At 72.2% G+C, this 22,352-nt stretch carries 20 protein-coding genes; 10 read left to right on the forward strand and 10 right to left on the reverse strand.

Annotated elements, in window-relative coordinates; all coding sequences use genetic code 11:
* Positions 1-47: 47 nt before the first annotated feature.
* Entirely contained in the window at positions 48-851 is an 804-nt protein-coding gene (locus EV385_RS04445; RefSeq protein WP_130508297.1) for an SGNH/GDSL hydrolase family protein, read from the forward strand.
* Positions 852-1,110: 259 nt separating this feature from the next.
* Here the strand turns inward: EV385_RS04445 and EV385_RS34240 are convergent, their stop codons facing one another.
* Together EV385_RS34240 and EV385_RS04460 are read right to left on the reverse strand one after the other, a co-directional pair.
* Positions 1,111-2,901 carry a serine/threonine-protein kinase gene (locus EV385_RS34240; RefSeq protein ID WP_242624697.1) on the reverse strand — a complete coding sequence of 597 codons (1,791 nt, stop codon included), beginning with the start codon at positions 2,899-2,901 and terminating at the stop codon, positions 1,111-1,113.
* Positions 2,902-3,075: 174 nt separating this feature from the next.
* A complete protein-coding gene (locus EV385_RS04460) occupies positions 3,076-4,014 on the reverse strand; it encodes a ribose-phosphate diphosphokinase (protein WP_130508299.1) in 939 nt (312 codons plus the stop codon).
* A gap of 33 nt (positions 4,015-4,047) precedes the next feature.
* Here EV385_RS04460 and EV385_RS04465 point away from each other — a divergent pair, with 33 nt between their 5' ends.
* Complete coding sequence (locus EV385_RS04465) at positions 4,048-4,755, forward strand: TetR/AcrR family transcriptional regulator (RefSeq protein WP_130508300.1); 708 nt, start codon at positions 4,048-4,050, stop codon at positions 4,753-4,755.
* A gap of 6 nt (positions 4,756-4,761) precedes the next feature.
* Here EV385_RS04465 and EV385_RS04470 read toward each other — a convergent pair whose 3' ends face one another.
* The 3 genes from EV385_RS04470 to EV385_RS04480 all read right to left on the reverse strand — a co-directional run bounded on the left by EV385_RS04470 (position 4,762) and on the right by EV385_RS04480 (position 7,465).
* Positions 4,762-5,496, reverse strand: a complete 735-nt coding sequence (locus EV385_RS04470) for a hypothetical protein (RefSeq protein ID WP_130508301.1) — start codon at positions 5,494-5,496, stop codon at positions 4,762-4,764.
* Between the two features lie 38 nt (positions 5,497-5,534).
* Positions 5,535-6,185, reverse strand: a complete 651-nt coding sequence (locus EV385_RS04475; RefSeq protein WP_130508302.1) for a DUF6230 family protein — start codon at positions 6,183-6,185, stop codon at positions 5,535-5,537.
* A 101-nt stretch (positions 6,186-6,286) separates the two neighbouring features.
* The gene (locus tag EV385_RS04480; protein WP_242624698.1) at positions 6,287-7,465 is read right to left on the reverse strand and encodes an RsbRD N-terminal domain-containing protein; all 1,179 of its coding nucleotides are present in this window, start codon (positions 7,463-7,465) and stop codon (positions 6,287-6,289) included.
* A gap of 182 nt (positions 7,466-7,647) precedes the next feature.
* On the opposite strand from EV385_RS04480, the gene EV385_RS04485 reads away from it, so the two are divergent.
* The gene (locus EV385_RS04485) at positions 7,648-8,895 is read left to right on the forward strand and encodes a YncE family protein (protein WP_130508304.1); all 1,248 of its coding nucleotides are present in this window, start codon (positions 7,648-7,650) and stop codon (positions 8,893-8,895) included.
* A 171-nt stretch (positions 8,896-9,066) separates the two neighbouring features.
* Here EV385_RS04485 and EV385_RS04490 read toward each other — a convergent pair whose 3' ends face one another.
* Positions 9,067-10,077 (reverse strand): hypothetical protein, encoded by a 1,011-nt coding sequence (locus tag EV385_RS04490; RefSeq protein WP_130508305.1) that lies wholly within the window; start codon positions 10,075-10,077, stop codon positions 9,067-9,069.
* Positions 10,074-10,460 carry a PadR family transcriptional regulator gene (locus EV385_RS04495; protein WP_130508306.1) on the reverse strand — a complete coding sequence of 129 codons (387 nt, stop codon included), beginning with the start codon at positions 10,458-10,460 and terminating at the stop codon, positions 10,074-10,076. The genes EV385_RS04490 and EV385_RS04495 overlap by 4 nt, the downstream gene beginning before the upstream one ends.
* 134 nt (positions 10,461-10,594) lie before the next feature.
* Here EV385_RS04495 and EV385_RS04500 point away from each other — a divergent pair, with 134 nt between their 5' ends.
* Both EV385_RS04500 and EV385_RS04505 read left to right on the forward strand, forming a co-directional pair.
* A complete protein-coding gene (locus tag EV385_RS04500) occupies positions 10,595-11,113 on the forward strand; it encodes a DUF6879 family protein (protein ID WP_130508307.1) in 519 nt (172 codons plus the stop codon).
* Between the two features lie 82 nt (positions 11,114-11,195).
* A complete protein-coding gene (locus EV385_RS04505; protein ID WP_130508308.1) occupies positions 11,196-12,338 on the forward strand; it encodes a transporter substrate-binding domain-containing protein in 1,143 nt (380 codons plus the stop codon).
* A gap of 79 nt (positions 12,339-12,417) precedes the next feature.
* On the opposite strand, the gene EV385_RS04510 is transcribed toward EV385_RS04505, so the two are convergent.
* Positions 12,418-13,818, reverse strand: a complete 1,401-nt coding sequence (locus EV385_RS04510) for a DUF4331 domain-containing protein (RefSeq protein ID WP_130508309.1) — start codon at positions 13,816-13,818, stop codon at positions 12,418-12,420.
* Positions 13,819-13,984: 166 nt separating this feature from the next.
* Here EV385_RS04510 and EV385_RS04515 point away from each other — a divergent pair, with 166 nt between their 5' ends.
* The 4 genes from EV385_RS04515 (at position 13,985) to EV385_RS04530 (ending at position 19,993) form a co-directional block, all read left to right on the forward strand.
* Entirely contained in the window at positions 13,985-15,304 is a 1,320-nt protein-coding gene (locus EV385_RS04515) for a tetratricopeptide repeat protein (RefSeq protein WP_165449387.1), read from the forward strand.
* On the forward strand, positions 15,301-17,001 hold the full coding sequence (locus tag EV385_RS35595) for an urease accessory protein UreH domain-containing protein (protein ID WP_130508311.1): 1,701 nt from the start codon (positions 15,301-15,303) through the stop codon (positions 16,999-17,001). Before EV385_RS04515 ends, EV385_RS35595 begins: the two co-directional genes overlap by 4 nt.
* A 96-nt stretch (positions 17,002-17,097) precedes the next feature.
* Positions 17,098-17,715, forward strand: coding sequence for a TetR/AcrR family transcriptional regulator (locus EV385_RS04525; protein ID WP_242624699.1), 618 nt, complete (start codon positions 17,098-17,100; stop codon positions 17,713-17,715).
* Positions 17,716-17,791: 76 nt separating this feature from the next.
* Entirely contained in the window at positions 17,792-19,993 is a 2,202-nt protein-coding gene (locus EV385_RS04530; RefSeq protein ID WP_130508312.1) for an MMPL family transporter, read from the forward strand.
* A gap of 58 nt (positions 19,994-20,051) precedes the next feature.
* Here the strand turns inward: EV385_RS04530 and EV385_RS04535 are convergent, their stop codons facing one another.
* Positions 20,052-20,822: a hypothetical protein gene (locus EV385_RS04535; RefSeq protein ID WP_130508313.1), complete on the reverse strand. Its 771-nt coding sequence runs from the start codon at positions 20,820-20,822 to the stop codon at positions 20,052-20,054.
* A gap of 215 nt (positions 20,823-21,037) precedes the next feature.
* Between EV385_RS04535 and EV385_RS04540 the strand changes: the two genes are divergently transcribed.
* Entirely contained in the window at positions 21,038-21,382 is a 345-nt protein-coding gene (locus EV385_RS04540) for a hypothetical protein (RefSeq protein WP_130508314.1), read from the forward strand.
* Between the two features lie 152 nt (positions 21,383-21,534).
* On the opposite strand, the gene EV385_RS04545 is transcribed toward EV385_RS04540, so the two are convergent.
* Positions 21,535-22,290 (reverse strand): M23 family metallopeptidase, encoded by a 756-nt coding sequence (locus tag EV385_RS04545; RefSeq protein WP_242624700.1) that lies wholly within the window; start codon positions 22,288-22,290, stop codon positions 21,535-21,537.
* Positions 22,291-22,352 lie beyond the last annotated feature (62 nt).

The following is a 22,352-nucleotide window of genomic DNA, read 5'->3' on the forward strand; positions in this document are numbered from 1 at the left end:
CCGGAGCGCTTCGGCCCCCTTCCCATCGCGGATCCGGAGGCCAACCGATGAGCAGACGCCTTTCCGTCCTGGCCTGCCTCGTCACCACGACCCTGATGACCGCCCTGACCGCCGCCCCCGCCCAGGCAGCGGCCACCTACGAGAACACCGACTACGTCGCCCTCGGCGACTCCTACACGTCCGGCGCCGGCGCGCCGGACCAGAACGGGCTGTGCCTGCGCGGCTCCTGGGCCTACCCAACACAATGGGCCGCGCAGAACCATCCCAAGTCATACACGAATGTCTCGTGCTACGGCGCCACCATCGACACCATGCGGCTCACCCAGCTAGGCGCCCTCAACGACAAGACCGACCTGGTCACCGTCACGATCGGCGGCAATGACGCGGGCTTCGGGCCGGTCGTGCTGTCCTGCACCATCACGTCCGACAAGGGCTGTGCCGCGATCGTCGACATCGCGCACGACTACGTCCGCGACGTACTTCCCGGCAAGCTCGACACGGCCTACCGCGACATCCGCAAGCACGCGCCGAACGCACGGGTCGTCGTGCTGGGGTACCCCGTGCTGTTCGACACCACGTCGGCGGACTGCGGCTTCGCGGGCCTGAGCATCGCAAAGCGCGAGATGATCAACGCGGGGGACAACGACCTCAACGACATCATCCGTGACCGCGCCCGTGCGGCCGGCTTCACGTACGCCGAGGTCCGAACGCACTTCGACGGTCACGGGATCTGCGCCAGCAACGCGTGGATCAACGGCCTCACGGTGATCCCGCCGACCAACTCCTTCCACCCCACCCAGCAGGGCTACACGTACGGTTACCTGCCCGGGCTGGTCGACGCGCTCAGCTGAACCCCTCTCGACGCGGCCCGGCGGCGGCCACCACGCCGCCGGGCCGTCACCACGCCGCATCGCGGGGCGCCCGGAGCACTGAACCGGGGGGTGTGGGTCCTGCTGTTCTCGCCGATCGGCGCGATCGCGTGGTTCGTCGCCGGGCGTCCCGCCCGGCCGGTACGCCTCAGCAAAGGCCAGGTGTGGCGGCCCGGCAGTGGTTTCCCCGAGAACGCGCGGCCCCGCCCCCGCGAACGCGCCCGGCGCGCGGGTCGCTCCGTCACCACGCGAAGACGTCGCTGACGCTGCGGCCGCTGACCTCGCCGGTCCCGCGGCTGCGGTACTGCCAGCGCACCACGACCTGGTACCGGTGCCCGCGCGGCGGGTTCAGCGCGGTGGGCCCGCAGGTCCGCCGGATCCCCGGATCGGCGTCGCGCACCCGGCGGCACTCCTTCACGTTCCCGGCCGGGCGGCCGGTGCCGGCGTCGAGGAGGAACACCGCCATCCCCGCCCGCCCACCGGCCGGACCGGTCAGGTCGGCCCGCACCCGTACGTCGGCGCCGAGGGCGAAGCAGGCCTGCACGACGATCGGGCCCGCACCGGCGGGCCTGACCTCCTGCCCGCACCGCGGCGGTCCGTACTGTTTCACCTCGGGCGACCGGGTGGCTGGGCGAGACGACGGCCCGGTCACGGCGGGGCCCGGGACACTCGCGGTGGGCGGCGGTGCCGGCACGGTACGGGTGACCGCGGCCTCGATCTGACGGCGGGCCGGGCGCACGGGCGCCGACCGCGCAGGCGTGGCCGCACCGGCGGGGTGGCCGGCGGCCGACCGCCCCGGCACCGGCGACACGGAGCGGGACCGGGCCGGGAGCACCGCGTCCGGGCCCGCGAGCACGGTGCCGCCGATCGCGTCGTCCACTCGGCCCAGTCGCGACGCGGTCGTGGCTGCGCCGGCGGCGACCATGGCGCCGCCCGCCACCAGCATGACCGCCACCAGCGGGCGGGCCCAGCGCCGGTCCCCGGCCGGGTCGGGGCGGCGCGACCGGGACGGCCGCACCGCCGGGCCGACCAGCGTGGGCACCGCCGGACCGGGCGGGCTCTCCGGGCCGGTCCCGGCACTGCCGGCGAGACCGAACCCGGCCTTGGCCAGGGTCTGGGTCGGGGACGAGAAGCCCGGCGGCACGGGTGCCGTGAAACCGGCTGTGGCCTGGGCCTCCAGCTCGGCGGCGAGGGCGGCGGCGGTCGGCCGCGACCCGGCTTCCGGTCGCAGGCAGCGCCGGATGACCTCCCACAGTGGATCCGGGATGCCGGGGCGGCGCACCGGCTGACCCGCCAGATGCCGGCGCATCAGCTCGGGCACCGAGTCACCCTCGTACGGTGGCTGGCCGGTGAGCAGTTCGTAGAGCAGCACGCCGAGCGCGTACACGTCCGCCGCAGGGCTGGCGGGCACCTTCTGGAACGACTCCGGGGCCATGTAGTGCGGGGTGCCGACGACCGAGTGCGGCATGGTGAGGCTCGGGGTGGCGAGCATCCGGGCGATGCCGAAGTCGGTCAGCCGCGTACGCAGCCGCCCGTCCTCGACCTCCAGCAGGATGTTGTCCGGCTTGAGGTCACGGTGCACCACCCCGAGCTCGTGCGCCTCCGCCAGGGCTCCGGCGATTTGGGCCGTCAGCCGTGCCGCCTCGCCCGGGGCCACCGTACGGTGCTCGCGCAGGTGGTCTCGCAGGCTGCCGCCCGGCACCAGATCCATGACCAGGGCCAGGGTCTCCCCCACGCTGACCAGGTCGCGCACCCGGACGACGTTGCGGTGTCGCAGCATCAGCAGGATGGTGCGTTCCTGCACGAAGCGGGAGACCAGCCTCGGCTGGTGCAGCAGCCCCTCGTACAGGACCTTGACGGCCACCGGCGCACCGGTGGCGCGGTCGACGCCGCGCCACACCTGGCCGGTCGCCCCCTGCCCGATGGGTTCGAGGAGTTGGTACGAGCCGCCGACGCACCGGCCGCTCAGATCCAGGGTGAACGGATCGTCGGCATCCGCCGGGGCGGCACCGCTTGCGGGATCCTGGGTCACCTGAGGTCGTGTCCTTCCGGCCGGCTGCCTTTCCTAACCGTTCCGGAATCTTGCTTTTGTCCTTATTGGTACGCAAGCGTCACGGCCCGAGTTCGCACGAAGGGTAGGAGTCCCGACAAAGCCGTCACCACGTGCCACCCCCCTCGTTCGTGGGGGTGGACGCGCACCGGCCGGTCACCCGAACAGGGCGCTCACCGATTCGCCGTTGTGGATCCGGCGCATCGCCTCGGCCAGCGCCGGCGCCACCGACAGCACGGTCAGCTTTTCCGTGGCCTTGCCCGGCGCGATCGGCACCGTGTTGGTGCAGACGATCTCCTTGATCTCCTTCTCGGCCGACAGCCGGGCGATCGCGTCACCGCTGAACAGCCCGTGTGTACAGGCCACCCGGACGCTGCGCACATTCCGCTCCCGGAGCCGGTTCAGCAGCTCGAACACCGTGCTGCCCTTGGCGATCTCGTCGTCGAGGACGATCACGTCCCGGTCGGCGACCTCACCGATGACCGAGCTGATCACGACCCGGTCGTCCGCGAACCGCTGCTTGGCGCCCGCGGCCACCTCGATGCCGAGCATCCGCGCGAACGCCGCCGCCTCCTTGGCGTTGCCCAGGTCCGGCGAGACCACCACGGTGTCGCTCAGGTCGTACCCCCGGAAGTGGTGGGCCAGCTCGCGCAGCGCGTGCAGGTGGTCCACCGGCACGCTGAAGAAGCCGTGCACCTGCGGCGAGTGCAGGGTCATCGCGAGGATGCGGTCCGCACCCGCGGTCTGCAACAGGTCCGCGACCAGGCGCCCGCCGATAGAGATGCGCGGGGCGTCCTTCTTGTCACTGCGGGCGTACGCGTAGTGCGGCAGCACCACGGTGATCCGACCGGCCGAGGCGCCCCGGGCAGCGTCCAGCATGAACAGCAGCTCGACGAGGTTCTCCTGCACGGGCGGCACCAACGGCTGGATGAGGAACACGTCGCGCTCCCGGCAGTTGCCCTGCAACTGCACCTCGAGGCAGTCATTGGCGAACCGGGAGACCTTGGCCGGTAGCAGCGGCACCCCCAGTTGCTCGCAGATCTGAGCCGCCAGCTCGGGATGGGCACTGCCGGAGAACACCGCGATGTCACGCACGCGCCCACCCTAGATCACCATTAGGCTGACCCCGTGTCCGACGTGACGCGAGAACGCCCGCGCATCCCCGGCTCCCGCTCGGCGACCGAGCCGGAGCGGCGGCTGCCGCGCGGACGGCACGACCTGACGCGCGAATTCGTTGCCCGTACCCAGCGTGACCGGCTGATCGACGCGATGGCCCGGACGGTGGCCGAACGCGGCTACACCGCCGCACCGCTGAGCGACGTGTGCGCCGCCGCCGGGGTGTCCACCCGGGCGTTCTACGAGCACTTCGCGGACAAGCAGGCGTGTTTCCTGGCCGCCTTCGAAATCGGCGCCGAGCTGCTGCAGACGGCGGTGGCCGCGGCGTACGCGCAGCCCGCGACGTGGCCCCGGCGCATCCACCGGGGACTGGACACCCTGCTGCGGACGCTGGCGGCCGAACCGGCCTTCACCGCGCTGGCGGTGGTCGAGGTGCTGGCGGCGGGCACCCGGGCCCGTACCCGTCGCCGCGAGATGCTGCACGGGTACCTGGCGTACTTCGCCGACGCGCCGCGCCGGGCGGGTCGCCCCCCGGTGTCGCGCGGCGTGACCGAGGCGGCGGTCGCGGGCGTGTACGGGGTCATCTACGACCACGTCTGCACCGGCCGGGTCGGTGAGCTGCCGGATCGGTTGCCCGACCTGACGTACCTGGTGCTGGTGCCGTTCCTGGGCCCGGCGGCCGCCGCGCGGGTGGCCGCCGAGCCCGTCGTACCGCTCTGATCCCGGTCAGCGCACGGCCGGGGGCGGCTCGGCGAGTCCGGCCGAGACGGTGATCTGCTGGGCCGGGTCGGTGGTGTCGGTGACCGCGTAGCGTGCCTTCAGGATCGCGCTGGTCGCGCCGGTCGGGCAGGCCAGGCCGCCGGTCACCCGGACCGGCAGCGACACGCCGGCCGAGAGGTCGAGAACCGGCGGGCTCGTGTCGGTGCCCGGGACCCAGGCGCCGCTGATCGAGACCGGCCCGTCCGGCGCCACCGTGGCGGTGCACGATGCGAGCCCGGAGATCTGGGTGATGGATCCGCCCTGCGGGATGGTCATGGTCCCCACGGAACCGGCTGGGTCGTACTGCAGGGAGATCGTCCAGTCGCCGTTGGTCGAGTTGGAGGTCGTGCGGGCGGTGGTGAACGGCACGTTGGTGGGGCACGCGCCGCCGTTGTTCGAGAAGCTGGCCGGGGCCAGCGTGTTCACGACCGGCCCGTCCGGGTTGCTGTTGGCCGGTTCGGCCGGCACGGTCCCGGAGCTGCCGGACTGGTTGCAGGTGGAGGTCGTCGTGCCGACCGTGAACGTGACCGTGGTGCCGGACACCAGCGCGGCGCTGAACGCGTGGCCGGCCGGGCTGACCGTGGTCCCGGTGGCGGCCAGGGCGGGCCCGGCGGACAGCGCCGTCAGGCCGGCGGTGGCCATCACCGTCGCGGCGGCGAAGACCGCCCCGCGGCGCAGAGTGGACGTGGGGGAACGACCCATCTCGAACTCCTTTGTTCGGGGAACGCAAGCGTCAGGGTTCAGAAGCACTCGTCACGGCCCCAGTGCAGCCGCAGGGAGAGGTGGCGCAGGTTGAACTGCCCCGCGGCGGTGGCCCAGGCGACCTGCTTGAGGTCGGTGATGGTGACCGTGTCGGCCTGCTGGCTGAACATGCCCTGGCGCCGCTGGGCCTGCTCGCCCGGGTCGTTGGTCGGCCCCTTGTCCAGAGTGGACGCGTCCCGGCCGATCTCGATGTTGGTGAAGTTCGCGTTGCCGTCGAGCTGGCTCATGTCCACGACCATGTCCCGCGCCGTGGCCGGGTCGCCGCCGGTGCCGGCGCGGATCTTCAGCGAGACGGAACCGAAGTCACCGAGGTCGGTGACGACGGACTGGCACAGGTTCTTCAGGGTGGCGGTTTTCATGGCGGACACCGCCACCGGCTCGGGAATCTGGTTGTCACCGCCCGGCTCGACGCGCGCGTCGACCGTGCCGTACTGAATGAAGCCGGTGGCCACGAGCTCGTCGGCGCTCACCTTGAACTGCTGACCGGAGACCGTGAAGCCCGCCGCCACCGCTCCGTTGGCGACCATGGCGAGCAGGACCGCCGTGGCGGCGGCGCTGAGGCCGAGAAGTGCCGCCAATCGGCGCCAGCGGGTATACCCCTCGCCCGGCACCGGATCCGTTGCCGTCATGCGGAACCCACCTCCATCAGTCGCGATTGGATCGGGAAAGTGAACTGCGTCTCATAGCGCGGCACGCTAGACCGCCGCGCGAGGCATCGTCAAGCATCTATTTACTCGCCAGTACGATCCGGTCGGTGCGCCAGCCCCAGCCAGGTCCGCAGCGCCCACCACAGGCGGGTGGTCTCCAGCACGCCCGGCCGCTCCCCCGGTTCCCCGCCCAGCGCCGGGATACCGGTGATCTCGTGCAGCCGGCGCAGCCGGTAGCGCACCGTGTTCGGGTGCACGTGCAGCGCCGTCGCGGTTTGATCCAGCCGCAGCCCGTGATCCAGGTAGCCGAGCGCGGTCGCCACCAGTTCCCGGTGGAAGTCGTCGCCGGGCCGCAGGGCGTCCAGCAGCGCGTCGCGCAGCAGCTCGGCCAGCAGCGGTTGCGCCGTCAGGGCCGTCTCGGCGGCCAGGTCGACGACGTCGTGCAGCCCGGCCAGGCCACACCGGACGGCCGTGCGCAGGGCGGTGACGCACAGCCCGTACACGGCGCGGATCTCCGTGAGGGGGCGGGCGGGCGCCGCCACCGCCGGGACCGTACGGCCGAGCGCGATGGGCGGGGGCAGGCGCGGGGCCAGCGCGGCGAGCCGGCCGTCCACCGTGCCGACCACCGCGCCGAGCGCGGACAACGACTGTTCCACGGGACTGATCCGGGTCACGTCGCCGAGCTCCGCGAGGACGCAGTGGTACCGGCCGTCCGCGCGCAACCCGAAGCGGTTCAGCTCGTGCGGTGGCACCCCACCGTGCTCGCCGAGCAGCAACCGGCGCAGCATCCGCGAGCGCGCCTCCCGGTGCCCCCGGCCCAATCGCCGCTCCGCCGCCCGGTACCCCTCGATGACGTGCCGTTCCAGGGTGGCGGCGTACCGGTCCACGTCGAGGACGGCCTCCAGCAGCGCCTCGTCCGGGATGCCGGCCGCGCGCCCGTGGCTCACCACGATCTCCAGGGCGCGTGAGCGGCAGGCCTGCACGCCGTACAGCAGAGCGCCGATCGGAACCCCCTGCGCGGCGCGCTCGGCGCCGAGCCGGGCGGCCTGGGCGAAGTCCCGATCCCCCAGCTCCCCCAGCCGGTCCAGGGCGGTGACGGCGGTGGAGAGCAGGGTCTGGATGTGGCGGCGGCTCTCCAGGTGCGGCAGCCGGGCCACCTCCGGCGAGCGGGACCGGGCCACCTCGACCATCTCGTCGAGGATGCGGCCGTCCGAGACGAGGTCGTCGAGCAGCGTACGGATCGACGCGTCCCGCTGTCTCATCGCCATCGCGATCCCGCTTTCCGCAGGGGGCGCCGTTGTGGCCCGCGCACAACGGCAGGTCCGGGCCTTGGCGCCCGGAGCCTATGGATGGGCACCGATCCGTTGTTTCCTTCTCGTTACCGGAAGGTAACACCGGGTGCCGCCCAACGGAATGTCGAATCCGTGTCCATTCAGGAGCTGCCATGAATGCTCACCGCAGGCGCCCGCGGCGCACCGCCGCCCTGGCAGTCCTGGTCCTGACCGCGCTGATGTCGGGACCGCTGCCCGCGTCCGCGGCGGCCCCGCCGCAGGAGGTCATGTTCGTCGGCAACAACTGGGACGGCACCGTCGACGTGATCGCCTCCCACGGCACGTACGCGAGACTCGGCCGGGTCAACGCCGTCCCGGACCGCGAGCAGCGCCTCTGGGAGATCTACCTCAACCCCGTCAAGCTGGCCTTCTACCTGGGCATCCGGCAGGGACCCGGGGAAGGACACGACCAGCTCGTCGACGACATGTACACCACGCCGGACGGCAGCGCGCTGGTGGTGTCGCGGCCCAGCTTCGCCGACGTCGCCTCGATCGACCTGACCACCGGCGCGCTGCGCTGGCGGTTCCCGGTGTCGGGCTTCCGCTCCGACCACATGGCCGTCTCCCCCGACGGCACCCAGGTCGCGGTGTCGGCGTCGCTGACCAACACCGTGCACGTCCTGGACATCACCACCGGGCGGCAGGTCGGGTCGTTCACCACGGGCGACAAGCCGCACGAGAACGTCTACACCGGCGGCGGCGCGTACCTGTGGAACATGTCCATCGGCAACGTCGAGACCGCGCTGGACGACCCGGCCTGGGACTGGACGAAGGGCGACCGGCACGTCACCGTCGTGGACGGCCGGACGTTCCGGCAGGTCAGGACGATCGACATGCGGCCACGCCTGGACGCCGCCGGGCGGAAGGACCTCTCCGACGCCGTCCGGCCCGCGGTCTTCACCCCGGACGAGTCCACCCTGTACTTCCAGGTGTCGTTCTTCCACGGCGTGGTCGAGTACGACGTGGCCGGCGACCGGATCACCCGGGTCGCGGAGCTGCCCACGAACCCCGCGACCAACGAGGACCGCACCACCTGGGTCAACGACTCACGACACCACGGGCTGTCGATGAGCCCGGACGGCACCAAGCTCTGCGTCGCCGGGACCATGGATCAGTACGCCACGATCGTCGACCGGGCCACCCTGGCACCCGGGCCGCTGGTCGGGGCGGACAAGCCGTACTGGGCGACGGTCAGCGGCGACGGGCGGGACTGCGTGATCTCCGAGTCCGGCGCCGACCGGGTCAGCGCGATCAGCTTCGCGACCGGCCAGCGGGTGGCCAGCGTCGCGGTCGGCGACCACCCGCAACGCGTACGGATCGGCCACGTGGCACCGGGCTGGACCCCGCCGGCCGCACCGTGACCGCCCGAATCAACCCGCCCCGGTCCACTCGGGACCGTCCGGGGCGGCACCCGGCACCACGGCCGAACGGCCGGCACGGACCCGGCGCCCGCGACGCCGACGCGAGCGCCAGCGATGGGAAAGCCTCGGCGGGCGGGAGGGCGAACCCGCCCGCCGAGGCGGGGCCCGTCGTCAGTGCGCGACGTCCCCGGAGACATCGGCGCGGCGCGCCCGGGCGACCCGCACGAGCCCGCCGACCAGCAGCGGCAGCAGCACCCCGGCGCAGGCGACCGCCAGCAGCCCGGCGATACCGACCTGCACCGGGTTGGAGCCGACCATCGAGTAGGCGATGGTGCGGAACGGATCAAGGTCGTACATCCACATGGACTCCAGCGCCACGACCGGGGTGGCCAGCAGCAACAGGGCCCAGGCTCCGCGCGGGTCGCGGCGGCGCCCGTACCAGACGGCGGCGGCCAGGGCCGCGACGAGCAGTCCCATCGCCGCCCGGTGCAGCGCGGACGCCACGGGCCCCTGGCCGTCGCAGCATTCCAGGTACGGCCCGAGCCGGGCGGTGTGCGGCCCGCCGGTGGCGGCGACGCCCGCGAGGGTCGCCACCGCGGCCCCGACCGGCGCCAGCCGCAACGACCACGAGGGGTTCGCCGGTTGAGCGATCGCCAGCGCGCCCAGTACCAGCAACGGCAGCAGCACGAACGGTGGCAACGACACGGCGGGGGGCCGCGCCACCGCCACCACCGTCACCGCGCCGAGCAGCCCGAACGTCCCGGCGGCGGCGAGGCGGGCCGGACGGCCCGGCCACACCACGGCGGTCAGCGCGGTGAGCAGCCACCCGACGTAGACCAGCCCGGCCAGGCTGGTGAACGGCCGGACCCGCCACAGGCTGCCCGGGGTGGCGCTCTCGAAGGACAGCAGGAAGTGGACCGAGATGGCGGCCGCCGTGGCCAGGGCCAGCACCGCCGCGATCGGCAGGCCGTCCACCACACCCGACAGCCCGGCCGCGCGCAGCCGCTGCCGCACCCCGCCGAGGAACAGGTCGGCGGCGTCGCCGGCACTGGGACGGCGCCGGTCGCTCCCGGCCTCCAGATAGGTGTCGATCAGCTCGCGCTCGCGATCCCTGCGGTAGCGGCGCGGGTAGGCGAACAGCAGGCGCCGGTACGCCCGGGCCAGGGTCTCGTCGGTGCTCACGCCCACACCTCCCGGACGAGTCGGCTGAGGCCGAACGGATCGGCGGCGAAGGCGAAGGCGGTGCCCTTGCGCCGGCTCAGGCGGGCGCTGGCCGCTTCGACGTGGCGGCGCATGCGTTCGGTCTCGGCGCGCAGGGCGTTCTCGCCGTCGGGGGTGAGCCGGTAGTAGCGGCGGAGCCGGCCGTCGACCACCTCCTCGCGGTCGGAGACGACGAGGCCGTCGTCGGCCAGCCGGTCGAGGGCTCCGTACAGGGTGCCGGGGCGGAGGCTGACCCGGCCCTCGGAGAGCCGGTCGACCTCGGCGATCACGCCGTAGCCGTGCAGTGGCGCGTCGGCCAGCGCGGTGAGGATGAGAAACGTCGGTTCACGCAACGGAGAAGTCACCCGAGCAATATAACGGCTACGAAGGTATACCGGTAGCCAGGGGGTGTCTGCCGGATTGCCGACGGGCCGCCGCTGCCCCAAGCTGTACGTCACCGACCGGGCACCGAAGTCGAGCGCGACGAAAGGAGTGCCGGGTGCGCCTACTGCAGGGCCCGTTGTTCGAGGACCTCTTCCGGAGGTTCGAGCACACCGCATTCCACCTCGAGGTCGACGACACGTACGACACCCCAGAGGAGTCCGAACCGTTCCGGAAGTTCCTGGCCGGGGAACCGGATGACTTCGCCTGGCATCGGGCCTGGCTGGACCTGGTCCGGGAGACCACGAAGTCGGGCAGGTCGGTGGAGCGGGTCCGCGTCGTCTCCGTGCCACACGTCGACTACACCCGGTGGGGACTGACTGTCGCACCACTCAACATCGCGGCCGGGGAGGACATCCGCTGGCTGCCACGCGACCGTCTGGATGGGTCGGACATCACCGCCGACGACTTCTGGCTGTTCGACCGCAGCCGTGTCGTCTTCACGGTCTTCACTCCCGACGGAGCGTTCTGCGGCGGAGCGGAGACCCGGGATCCGGCGATCGTGCAGCGATGTGTCCGCGTACGGGACGATCTTTGGACTCGCGCGATCCCGCACTCGGACTATGCGGACCGGTAGCCCCCGACACGATCCACCGACTTGGGTAATGCCGCACAGAGTGTGCGTCTGGATCGTCTGAGCGTCCCTACGATGGCCGGTCGTGGCTTTAGGTGAAACGGGGACGAAGTATCTACAGAGGGCCTTCTGGCTGTCACTCACCGTCGCGGGGATCCTGTTCGGGATCCGGTTCCACCTCACCTCCTCCGACGGCGGCGGCATCCTGACCTGGCTGGTCCCGGTGGTGACGGCGGTCGTGGGCTTCCTGCTGGGCAATCCGATCCGTACGGACGGCGTCTCGCAGCGCAGGCTCATCGTCAACGGGAGCCTCTGCCTGCTGGCGATCATCGGCATGGGGACGCTGGCGGTTCTGGCGCCGTGGCGCACGCAAACGGACGACGACCCGCAGCGGTATCTCGGCAGGCCGTTGCGGATCGGCGTCACGACGGGATCCCTCGACGGCTGGAGCCGGGGCGGGTCGAGCAACGGCTTCGACAGCGCGCTCGCGGACTTCATCGCCGCGAGGTTCCACACCACGTGGGAGGCCGTGCCGGTCTTCGGTCACGACCGGGTGCAGATGCTGGAGCAGGGTGAGGTCGACCTGATCATCGCGACGTTCACGATCAACGAGCCCCGCGCGCAGCGGGTGGACATGGCCGGGCCGTACTTCATCGACACGACCGGGGTGTGGATGAACGCCGCGAAGGCCGGCGTGCCCCCGGACGAGGCCAAGCTGTGCCAGGCGGAGGGAACCACCGGTGTCGGCGCGGCGGGCCAGTTCCGCCGGCAGTACCTGGGGCGCAAGTTCGCGATCGTGGACACCGAGCAGACCACGGTCGAGTGCATCGACAAGCTCCGCCGCAGGGACGACAAGACGACCTTCGTCGCCACCGACTGGAGCATCCTGCGTGCCGCCGACACCAACCTGAACATCCTCGACGGGAACGACTACCTGCCGCGCGACGTCGACGTGCGCGGCTACGTCCTCGACCCGGGGCCGCCGCCGGGCGGAGACCCGCTGCGCAGCAGCGACCTGCAGCGCTACGGGGTCGCCCTGCGCAACAACCATCCCCGGGTCTGCGCGGCCCTGACCGACGTCATCAACGAGTTCCTCGCCCGTGACGACGGTTTCGCCGCCGCCTACGACCAGAACCTCCAGGCGATCCTCGGTGCCGTTCAGGGTGACTGGCACAATCCCCGCCGCGCCGACGCACCGGGGACACCGAACTCCTACTCCTGCATGTAGGCGCCATCAGACCATCCACATCGCGCCCCACCACTGCCCCCGCCGGCCGGACGCCGGCGGGGGCAGCGCACTCAGCGGGTCAGGACTGGTTGACCGCGACCGTGTTGGGCAGTGCGACGTACGGGAACTCCGTGCGGAACGGGTGGTCGTTCACGTTCACCGCGTCGCCCAGCGTGTCCACGACGGCCGGGTGACCCGGCAGCAGCGCGCCCTCGGCCGCCCGCAGCGTGACGTCCACGATGTCGTCCGCGAGCCGGCGGCCGTTCGGGAAGCCGGCGAAGTCGCCGCCGAGCACGCCGAGCCGGTTCGGGCTGACCGAGGGTGCCACGCCCAGGTTGAGGCGCAGCTGCTCGCTCGGGGTGAACTTCTTGGCGTCCTTGTTGAGCAGTTGCGAGTTGAGGTCCGCCTGCACCGGGCCGCACGCCTTGCACACGCCGGTCAGGAACACCTCGACGAGGTCCTTGCGCGGCTCGGCCGGGGCCGGGATGCCGTAGATCGCCTTGATCAGCTTGGGGACCTCGGGGCTGGTGACGTACTTGAGGAACTTGGCGTCCTTGTCCGGGGTCGTGGCGTTGAACTCGTTCTTGCGTCCGACCGGAATGACGACCTCGTTGACCAGCGGCATGCCCAGGCGCGACACCTGCTGGTACTTGCCGTGCGGCTTGCCGGTCTTCATGTCGAAGCTGGCCCGCGCCGTCGTGGTCCAGATGCCGACGACCGGGTTGCGGGTCGGGTTGCCCTTGAGTGCCAGGTCCGTCTTGGGCACCTGCAGGGCGATCGTGTTGACGTTGTAGCCCTTGAGGGTGTCCTGGCCGACCTCGGTCAGGTTGCCGCCGTACAGCAGGTCGAAGACCCGCAGGTCGAGGAAGAACGGGTCGTCGGCCTGGCCGGCGAAGGACTTCCCGCCGCCGCCGTACGAGTACGAGGTGATGGCCGCGTTGGACAGCGCCGGGTAGTTGGGCATGGAGGCGGGCCCGACGAACGAGGGCGCGACCGGGGCCTTGGACAGCAGCGTCTGCTTGCCCGACTTGGTGATGCGCTCCAGCTTGTAGTACTGCCGGACGTTCAGGTCCGGGTCGGTCAGGGAGGTGACCGGGCCGGTGTTGTAGAGGAACGTATTGGTGTTCTGGTACGTGGTGGTGAACGTCCAGCGGTAGACGATGTCCGGCTTGGCGTCGCCGTTGTTGTCGATGTTGATGTCATGCGCGGTGTACTCCGCGAAGGGATAGAAGTTCGGTCCCCCGTTGGGCTCCTCGAACGGCTGCCAGTTCGCCACCATCGTGACGGTGTTGGGGGCGTCCGGGCTGACGAAGGCGTACAGGTCGGTGTTGTCGAGCGCGGGCAGCCCCGCGATCAGCGGCGCCTCGCGGTGCGACGAGGCGATGCTCTGGACCGGAGCGAGCGCTGCGACGCACGCCGCCGACACGCCGATGGCGGCCGCGGCCATGAGGCCGCGACGGCCCGTGGGCACGAGTTTCATCGTTCTCCTGATTTTGTGGATAAGACGGACGGCGCGTACGCCGCCGCCCTGATGAGTTGATAGTTACTGTATAGGCGCTTTGGGCGGTTTAATGGTGATTTAGGCCCGAATGTGCTTAAACGTCGCGTGTGTTCGGGTAGCGGCCCGGCGGAAAGGACCCTGCGCGATGCGCGGACGATGGACGATGCGCTGGGTGCTGGTCAGCCTGCTGGCCGTGGCGGCCCTGATGAGCGCGGGAGTCGTACTCGGACCCACCCGCACCGGCGAACCCGGGCGGCCCGCCGACGCGGCGGCGCCGGCAGCCGCGACCCACGACCTCGACGCGTACGTCGCGCGGACCACCGCCCACCTGAGGCAGGTGCCCGGCGACTGGCAGAGCTGGGCGCAGCTGGGCATGGCCCACGTGCAGCTCGCCCGGCTGAGCTACGACCCCGCGCACTACCCGGCCGCCGCGGCCGCGCTGCGCCGTTCGCTGCGGGTCCGGCCTACGGACAACGCGGCGGCGCTGACCGGACTCGGCGCGCTGGCCGCCGCCCAGCACGACTTCCGCGGCGCGCTGCGCCACGCCCGCGGCGCCGTGGCCGCCGACCGCTACTCCGCCGACGCGTACGGCGTGCTCACCGACGCGTACGTGGAACTCGGCCGCTATCGCGAGGCCACCGCCGCCGTGCAGCGGATGCTCGACCTGCGCCCCGACACCGGCTCGTTCGCCCGGGCGTCGTACCTGTTCGAGCTGCACGGTGACACCGCCCGCGCGACCCGGCTCATGCGGCAGGCGCTGGACGTCGCGACCGGCCCCGGCGACATCACCTTCGCACTGCTGCACCTCGGGGAACTCGCCTTCAACGCCGGTGACCTCACCACCGCCGCGGCCCGCTTCGGCGAAGGGCTCGCCCGTACCCCGGGTCAACCGGCCCTGCTGGCCGGCCGCGCCAGGGTCGCCGCCGCCCGGGGCGACCTGGCGGGCGCGCTCACCGACCTGCGGGCCGCGACCGCCGCGCTGCCCACCGTGGACCATCTCGTCACCCAGTCGGAGGTGCTGAGCGCCGCCGGGGACCGGGCGGCGGCCGCCCGTACCGACGAGCTCGTGCGCGTCGGCGCCCGGCTGCCCGGAGTCACCCCGGCCAGCACCGACATCGACCTGGTGCTCTTCTACGCCGATCACGGCGCGGCGGCCGACGCGGTCGCCAAGGGGCGGGCGCTGCTGGCGGCCCGGCCCAGCGTCAGCGTGGAGACCGCGTACGCCTGGGCCCTGCACGCCGCCGGACGCGACCGCGAGGCCCTCGCCCACGCGAACCGGGGACTGCGCCTGGGCACCCGCGACGCGAAGGCCCACTACTACCGGGGCATGATCCGCCTCGCCCTGCACGACCGGGACGGTGCCCGCGCCGATCTGCGGCGGGCGCTGGCGATCAACCCGTACTTCTCGCTGCGCTACGGTCCGGCGGCGCGTCAGGCCCTGACCACCCTCGGAGGTCGCGCGTGATCCGCCGGCTGCTCTGCCTCGCCGTGCTCGGCCTCGCCGGCGCGCTGCTGCTTCCCGCGCCCGCCCAGGCACACCCGCTCGGCAACTTCACCACCAATCAGTACGCCGGGCTGCGGGTGAACGCCGCCGGGGTCGATGTGGACTACGTGCTGGACCTCGCCGAGCTGCCCGCATACCAGGCGTGGCACGAGGAGGTCGACGCCGATTCCGACGGCACCGCCTCCCCCGCCGAACGCGACGCCTACGCCGAACGCACCTGCGCCGCGGCGGCCGGGGCGGCCACCCTCACCGTCGACGGTCAGCCCCGGCCGCTGCGGGGCCGCCCGGCCGGGGTGAGCTTCCCGCCCGGCGCCGGCGGCCTGACCACCCTGCGCCTGCAGTGCGTGCTGCACGCCGACGCGCGGATCACCGGGCAGGCCACGATCGGCTACCGGGCGGCACTGTTCGCCGACCGCGTGGGGTGGCGGGAGATCACGGCCGTCGGCGACCGGTACACGCTGCTCGCCTCGGACGTGCCCGCGGACAGTGCCAGCGCGCGGCTCACGGCGTATCCGGCGGGAGCGCCCACCTCCGACGTGCGGGCCGCCGCGCTGACGGTGCGGCCCGGCGGCCCGGCCGCGCCGCCCGCCCCGTTCACGGCCGCGGGTGATCCGGGTACGCCAGCTCGCGGCGTCGACCGGTTCACCTCGTGGTTCGCCGACCTGATCGGACGGCCGCAGCTGACGGTCGGAGTGGGAGTTCTGGGCTTCCTCATCGCGGTGGTCCTCGGTGGCGCCCACGCGGTCGCGCCCGGACACGGCAAGACGATCATGGCGGCCTACCTGGTCGGCGCCCGGGGGCGGCTGGTGCATGCGCTGACGGTCGCGGTGTCGGTGGCCGCCACCCACACCATCGGCGTGCTCACCCTCGGCATCGTGCTGGCGACCTCCCTCCAGCTCGCCCCCGACGCCATGTACGAGTGGCTACGCCTGGTCAGCGGCGTCGTGGTCGCCCTGGTCGGCGCCCAGATGCTGACCCGCGCCCGCCGCCGCCGGGCCACCGCCCACCTCCCCGACCACCGCCACCCCGACCACGACGACGACCACAGTCATAGCCACGACCACGACCACGACGATCACCGCCACCTCGGCAGCGGCGATCACGTACACGGTCACGACGGCAGTGATCACGCTCACCATCACGACGGTGAGCTGGTGGTGGCGGGGCACACCCACTCACCCGACCAGCGTTCTTGGAGAGGTCGGGTGAGGAACCGACCCGAACTCGCCAAGAATGCGGTGGATCCACCGGCGACCGGCACGGTACGGCCGTTGTCGCACTCCCACGGCGGGCGGACCCACACCCACTACGTGCCTGCGCCCGATGAGCCGCTGCGCGTACGGACCCTGTTGGTCATGGGTTTCGCCGGCGGCCTGTCCCCCAGCCCGTCGGCCGTGGTCGTGCTGCTGGGCGCCGCCGCCCTGGGCCGCGCGTGGTACGGGGTGCTGGTCGTGCTGGCCTACGGCATCGGGCTGGCCGCGACCCTGACCGGCATCGGGTTCGCGCTGGCCCGGTGGGGTGAGCGGCTGCATCGCGCACGGGCGCACCGCTGGAACCGGCTGCTGCTGCACCGGATGCCCGCGACCACCGCCGTGATCATCCTCGCGGTCGGCGTCGGGATGGCCGCCGCCGCGACGGTCGGCCTGCTCAGGGGCTGATCCGCCCGTTCTCCGTCCGGTCCCGTATGAACATCGCCACTTTCTTGCCCACCCGGAAAACTTGCCAGCCCGGCAAGATTCGCCGATGGTAGGGGCATGACCTCACCGGCAGGGCTGCGCGAGCGCAAGAAGGCGGCGACCCGCGCGGCGCTCAGCCACGCGGCCTGGTCGCTGATGATCACCGCCGGGCTCAGCTCCGTCACCCCCGAGGCGATCGCCGCGGCCGCCGACGTCTCACCGCGCACCTTCCGCAACTACTTCGCCAGCCGGGAGGAGGCGATCCTCGGCGAACTCCTGCAGCGGCACCTCGCGCTGCTCGACAAGCTGCGCGGGCGCCCCGCCGACGAAGCGTTGTGGGACGGCCTGGAACAGATACTGCCGCAGGGGGTCACCGAGATCGTCGGTGACCGCGACAGCTTCGCCGTGCTGGCCGAGGAGATCCGGCGCAACCCCGCCATGCTGGCGCAGAACCTCGTCGTGTTCCAGGACGCCGCGATCCAGATGGCCGCGATCTTCGCCGAACGCACCGCCACCGACCTCGACGCCGACCCGGGGCCCCGCCTGCTGGCCGCCGCCGTCTGCGCCGCCATCAGCACCTCCATCGACCTGTGGATCAGCGGTGCCATCGACCGGACACTGCCCGAGCTGATCCGTGACTGCCTGGCGCGACTGCGCGCCGGCCTGCCCATGGGCGCCGCCGAACCGGCCGCCTGACCCCGGATTCCTTCGAGCCGTCCGCCCGACCGGGGCGGGCGGACGGTACCCCTTGCCCTGCGAACAGGAGATCGTAATGGCTTCCCTGCTGTACCGGCTGGGCCGGTTCTCGTTCCGACAGCGCTGGCTGATCACGCTGGCGTGGCTGGCCGTGCTCGCCGCGACCCTCATCGGCGCGGCCACCCTGGCGAAGCCGACGTCGGACGCGTTCAGCATCCCCGGCACCCCGGCGCAGCAGGCCATCGACGTGCTGCACGACCGGTTCCCCCAGGCCGGTGCCGGTGGCGCGACCGCCCGGATCGTCTTCGCCGCCCCCGCCGGGCACACCCTGGCCGAGCCGGGCAACAAGGCCGTCATCGAACGGGCGGTCGCCGCGCTGAAGACGGCCCCGCAGGTGGCCTCCGTGACCGATCCCTTCCAGACCCGGGCGGTCAACCAGGCCGGCACGGTCGGGTACGCCCAGGCCACCTACACCGTGCAGGCCCCGGAACTGAGCGACGGCGCCCGCGACGCCCTGACCAAGGCGGTCGACGGTGCCCGCGCTGCTGGGCTGACCGTCGAGACCGGCGGCGACGCGGTACAGCACCAGCCGGGCGGCAGCGCCTCCGAGGTCATCGGCCTGGTCGTGGCCGCCATCGTCCTCGTGGTCACCTTCGGCTCGCTCGTGGCGGCCGGGCTGCCGCTGCTCACCGGCATCATCGGTATCGGCATCGGGGTCGGGGCCATCTCGGTGGCGACCCACTTCGCCGACCTGTCCGGCAACACCTCGACCCTGGCGATGATGCTCGGCCTGGGCGTCGCCATCGACTACGCGCTGTTCATCGTCTCCCGCTACCGGCACGAACTGGCGGTCGGGCGCGACCCGCAGGAGGCCGTCGGCCGGGCGGTCGGCACCGCCGGTTCCGCGGTGGTCTTCGCCGGGCTCACCGTCGTGATCGCCCTCGCCGGGCTGGCCGTGGTCGGCATCCCGTTCCTCACCCAGATGGGGCTCGCCGCGGCGGGCACGGTCGCCATCTCCGTACTCATCGCCCTCACGCTGCTGCCCGCGCTGCTGGCCTTCGCCGGACGGCGGATCACCGCCGGGCACATCCCCGGCCTGAAGGAGCACGACCCTGAGGGCGACAGCGACAAGCCGACCCTGGGGGTCCGCTGGGCACGGGCGATCGTCCGGCGACCGGTCGTGGCGCTGCTGGCCGCCGTGCTCGGCCTCGGCGTCGTCGCCATTCCGGCCCTGGATCTGCGGCTGGGCATGCCCAGCGACGGCACGGCCGCGCCGGACAGCACCCAGCGCAAGGCGTACGACCTGCTGGCGGCCGGTTTCGGTGCGGGTTTCAACGCCCCGCTGATGGTGGTGGTGGACACCCCGAACTCCTCCGTCAAGGCCGCCGCCGATCAGGTCGCCGGGCGCATCCGCGGCATGGACAACGTCGCCGTGGTCACCCCCGCGGTGCCCAACCCGGCCGGGGACACCGCCATCCTCACCGTGATCCCGACCGCCGGACCGGACGCCGCCTCCACGCAGGACCTGGTGCGGGCCATCCGGCGCCTCGATGGCACGGTCACCGGCGCGTACCTCGGTGTCACCGGCACCACCGCGATCAACCTCGACGTCTCCACCAAGCTCGCGGACGCGCTGCCGCCGTACCTCGCGCTGGTGATCGGGCTGGCGTTCGTCCTGCTCACGCTGGTGTTCCGGTCGCTGCTGGTGCCGTTGAAGGCCACTCTCGGGTTCCTGCTCAGCGTCGCGGCCACTTTCGGCGCGGTCGTCGCGGTGTTCCAGTGGGGCTGGCTGGCCGACCTGCTGGGGGTCGACCACACCGGGCCGGTCATCAGCTTCCTGCCGATCTTCCTGATCGGGATCGTGTTCGGCCTCGCCATGGACTACCAGGTCTTCCTGGTCACCCGCATGCGGGAGGAGCACGTCCACGGCAGCGCGCCGAAGCAGGCCGTGGTCAGCGGCTTCAGCCACGGCGCCCGGGTCGTCACCGCCGCCGCGCTGATCATGATGAGCGTGTTCTTCGGGTTCATGCTCGGCCCGGAGGCCATCATCAAGTCGATCGGCTTCGGCCTCGGCATCGCCGTGTTCTTCGACGCCATCGTGGTCCGGATGATCATCGTCCCGGCCGTCATGGCGCTGCTCGGGCGGGCCGCCTGGTGGTTGCCCCGGTGGCTGGACCGAGCACTGCCCGACGTGGACGTCGAGGGCGAGAAGCTGTTGCAGCAGCTCGACCACGGCGACGCGGAGGACGTCCCGGTGGCCGAACCGGCACTGCGCTGACGCCTGACGACCGCGGGGGTCGCCACCACGGTGGCGACCCCCGCGTCGTGCACGCCGGTCAGTGACCGTAGGTGGTCCACTGGCCGGGCGACGACGGCTCCTCGGGCGCGGCATGGCGGCCGCCGACCTGGTCCGGGTACTGCGGCGGGTAGTCCTGATTCGGGTACGCCGCCGGCGCTCCCTGTCCGTCGTAGGCCGGCTGGGCGTACCCGACGGGGTCGACGGGCGGGTAGGGCGCGGGTGCGGGACCGGGATGACCGGAGTGCTCCGGGTACGCCGGGAACGCCGAGCCGCCCAGCCCTGACGGCAGGTCGTGGTACGAGGCGTACTGGTCTGCGAACTGCCCCGGGGAGGCGTTGGGGACCGGCGCCTCCTGCGCCGCGCCGACCTGGTCGAACCCGGGCTGGGCGAACCCGGGCTGGGCGAATCCGGGCTGGGCCAATCCGGGCTGGGCGAATCCGGCCGACGGCGTGGCGGGATGGGCCGCGTACCCGTGATCGGCCGGGCCGGGTGGCGCGAACGCCGCGCCGTACCCGACGGCGCTCGCCGCCTCGGACGGTGCCGGGGCGCTGGCCCGGGTCGCCGCGCGCGAGCGCCAGACGTGGATGACCGCGAAGACCGGCGCCGCGAACGCGTAGTAGAAGACCGTGAACTCCATCGGATCCGCGATGATCAGATACGCGGCGTACCCGAGAAACCCGAGGCTGAACAGGCCGTCCAACAGACGCGCCCCGACCGTCTGGCCGAACCCCCGGACGGCCAGCAGGGACAGCACGAGGCCGCTGAAGATCAACAGGGCGATGTAGCCGTGAAACTCGCCGTCCGACACGCGCAACTCCAAGCACTGGGAAATGAACTGTCCCAGGCTTGGTCGGCACGGGTGCGGCACGGGTGCGGTTCGGGTGCGGCCGGGTTGCAGGATCCGCCGTCCGTCCCCTTGATCATAGTTGAGCGCGGCGGTGCCCGTGAAACCCGCGCGTCCGATTCGGCGCTTCGGTCAAGGTCCGACCCGCGCGCTGGTGTCCCCCGCTTCACGCGCGCACATTGGTCGTCGCCCTTGGCCGCGTGTGTCGTCGCGCGGCCGCCATCGAACACATAGGAGGGTCCAGCATCGTCGACGCGGGATGCACCATCGCCGCATCCACCAGCCAACTCGAACACTCGACGGGGGGAGAGTTCAGTTTGTCCATCTCCGGTGTGACCGGCTTGTCCGACATCGCCGCCATTCTGCGTACGGTCCGCACTGGACCGGGGTCAGCGCCGGATCCGGACATCCGCACGCACGACGTGTCGTCCACGACCGCGCCGAGGGGAGCGCGACAGATCGTCTTGCACGCCCGCCAGCAGGAGGAACGACACCTGCTCCGGCAGGCGACCATCCGCCGCTGAGCTGACCGGCCGCTGTGCGGGGCGCCTGCGCTCTCGGTGCGCATCCGCACGGCGTCCCGGGCCGCCGGCATCGCATCCGTAGCGTTCGCCGTTCCTCGGACCTGCCCGCAACACCATCGCGGAGATCATGCCGGTGCGATCCCGGCCCCCGCTTACGGGTTGACGCGGGGTTTGGCCGGGCAGCCGTTCTTCGTCTTCCAGGCGTTGATCTCGGCGACCGGCGACTTGTTGCCGCCCTTGCGCCACGAGTCGAGGTAGGGCCAGGGCCAGATCGCCCCGCGCTGGGTCCACCAGTCGCTGCCGCCGGCACACGGCGGGGAGATGCCGAAGTGCAGGTGACAGGCGCTGGCGTGCCCCGTGTCGCCGGTCCGTCCGAGCGTCTGGCCGGTCGTGACCCGCACCCCCACCTGGATCGCCGGGTCGATCGCGGACAGGTGCGAGCCGTAGTACCGGACCCCGTCGTCGCCGAGGATCGCCACGGACAGGCCGCCACGGGTGTTTCCCGCGTTCACCTTCGGGTTCCAGGTGTCCTTGCGAACGACGTAGGTGATGGTGCCGCTGGTGACCGCGACGACCTTGTTCCCGCACGCCGTGATCACGTCGGTCGCCGGATAGTCGTGGTGGACGCGGGCGTACGAGTTCTTGCCGACCACGGGGAAGGCGTAGGTCACCGCGCTCGCCTTCGCCGGGGTCGAGGGCGGGGCCGTGCTGGTGGCCGGCGCCGGCGCCGACGGGACGGCCGGGGTGGACGGGGAGGCCGCGCCGCCCGGGGCGGCGAAGGTGGGCGTGGCGCTGGGCGTGACGAAGGCCGGGGCCCCGGCGCTGTCGGCCTCCGGTCCGCCGCAGCCGCCGAGCGCGGCGGCGCTCACCCCGATGAGTACGAGACTTCCGATCCTCGACCGCAACACGAACCCTCCCCGCTGGTGGCGACGCCCAAGATAGCGCGCACCGGCACGGGCGGCCGGTGCCG

It is taken from the genome of Krasilnikovia cinnamomea (assembly GCF_004217545.1).
In the GTDB taxonomy this organism is placed as follows: domain Bacteria; phylum Actinomycetota; class Actinomycetes; order Mycobacteriales; family Micromonosporaceae; genus Actinoplanes; species Actinoplanes cinnamomeus.